The sequence below is a fragment of the Roseateles sp. genome (assembly GCF_036404855.1).
Lineage (GTDB): Bacteria > Pseudomonadota > Gammaproteobacteria > Burkholderiales > Burkholderiaceae_C > Pelomonas.
The window spans coordinates 1-1,624 of the sequence record NZ_DASWYS010000184.1 but is presented as its reverse complement, the minus strand read 5'-3'; the positions used below and the strand labels follow the sequence as shown (position 1 = coordinate 1,624).

The 1,624-nt window shown below is 71.0% G+C and carries 1 protein-coding gene and 1 pseudogene; both read right to left on the bottom strand.

Annotated features, from left to right (window positions below; translation table 11 throughout):
- A pseudogene (locus VGF12_RS12390) lies at positions 1 to 370 on the bottom strand (hypothetical protein); the annotation flags it as partial.
- A gap of 68 nt (positions 371 to 438) precedes the next feature.
- On the bottom strand, positions 439 to 1,530 hold the full coding sequence (locus VGF12_RS12385; RefSeq protein ID WP_331176346.1) for a DNA glycosylase AlkZ-like family protein: 1,092 nt from the start codon (positions 1,528 to 1,530) through the stop codon (positions 439 to 441).
- Positions 1,531 to 1,624 lie beyond the last annotated feature (94 nt).

Genomic DNA, 1,624 nt, shown 5'->3' with positions numbered 1-1,624 from the left:
GGTAGCCGCCCTGCCGCCAGCCGGGGCTCAGCTCGCCGTCGGCATCCGCCGCGTCGGGCGGCGCGACGGCCTGCTCGTGCTGGCGCAACGCGCGGCGCAGGTGGCGCCGCTCATCGGGCGAGCTGCCGTCCAGCAGCGTGGCCAGCTCGTCCGCAAGGGCCTCGTGGCTGCTTTCCTGCTGGCGGTGTCGCCGCAGCAGTTCCGCCAGGGTCTCGCTGCCCACCACCTGCTGGCGCGTCGTGGCCCGGCTGACGCGGTGTTGCTCGAGGCTGGCGGCGTCGAGTTGCGGTGGCGTGTCGCCGGAGGTCGTGCGTCGGCCGGCGGCACGGCGGGCTGGACGGGAGTCGGGTTTTCGGGGCAGGGTGGGCATGGCGACGGCAGTCTTGACTGAAGAACGGTCATGCTGCGCGTCGGCTCAGGGCGGCAGTTTGATCCCCGTCAAGTCGTCGTGCCCAGAAAAGCCGCCATGCGTTCAATCTCCTCATCCAACGCAATCTTGAAGTCCGCGTCGCGCGGCGCACGGCCGGCGACGTAGCCGCAGTCCACCTGCAGCCGGCCGTTCCTGACGCCGGCATTGGCCCAGCCGATGACCTGGTCGCGCCACAGCAGCGGCAGGGCGTAGTGGCCGCGCACGCGCTTCGCCGCTGGCGTGTAGGCCTCGAATCGGTAGGCCCAGCCCCACAGCAGCTCGAAGCGGCGGCGGTCCCAGACGATCGGGTCGAAGGGCGCCAGCAGGCGAACCTGGCCGGGGATACGCCAGCCGCGAGTCGGGTCTTCGCCAGCAGGCCAGTACCAGTCCGTGCCGTCCACTCGCGCATGGGCCAGACGTGCCTTGGCGCGTGCGAAGGTGGTGCGGCGCAAGTCGCTCCACTGCCGTGCACCGCTCGCCAGCATGCTGATCAGTGTGGACAGGCTGCCTGCAGGCAGCGGCGCGTACTTCTGGGCAAGCACGTCGGCCATCGCATCCATGGCCGCCTGCGGGTCCTCGTGGGCCTGCCAGGCCGGCCCCAGCCGGTAGACACGGGTGCCGCTTTCGCGCCGCACCACGTCGAGGTGGCCGCGGTAGTGCAGGCCGTCGAGCAGCTCGGTCGAGAGCCGGCTGTTGCCGCCGAACCAGTTCCTTACCGGCCCGTGATCCAGCGCCGCATCGACCTGGGCCGGATGAGCTTCGCCGAGGCGCTCCACCTCGGCCATGACGGCATTGGCGAGCTTCCAGCGCGCCTTGTCCCACACGCCGCGCGTTGTGCGCGGGTGCATCAGCGCGCGCAGCTCGGGCGTGACGAAGCCGTAGTTGATGAAGAAGTCCTCCTGCAGGGGCAGGCGCGGGTAGCGGCGCTCGAGGTCGCCGGCCTGGTAACCCTTGACGCGGTGGCGCAGCGTCAGGTCCTGGGCGCGCGCTGGCGCCCGCAGCGGATCGGCCTGCACGAAACCCCCAAGCCGCTCGACGGCCTTGAGCAGCGTGGTGGGCGTGAAGAGGCTGCGCGCCACGGCGTGACGACGCAGTGCGTCGAGGTCAAGGCGTTTCGGCATCGTTGGCTTGTCTGCGGGCATACATGTCGGCGTCGGCGTGCCTGAGCAGGCCGTGGGTGTCCTGGCCGTCGTCGGGGTAAAGGGCGATGCCGAA

Coding starts and splice junctions, on each gene's coding strand:
- VGF12_RS12385 (WP_331176346.1), bottom strand. CDS start 1,530: ATGCCGAAACGCCTTGACCTCGACGCACTGCGTCGTCACGCCGTGGCG.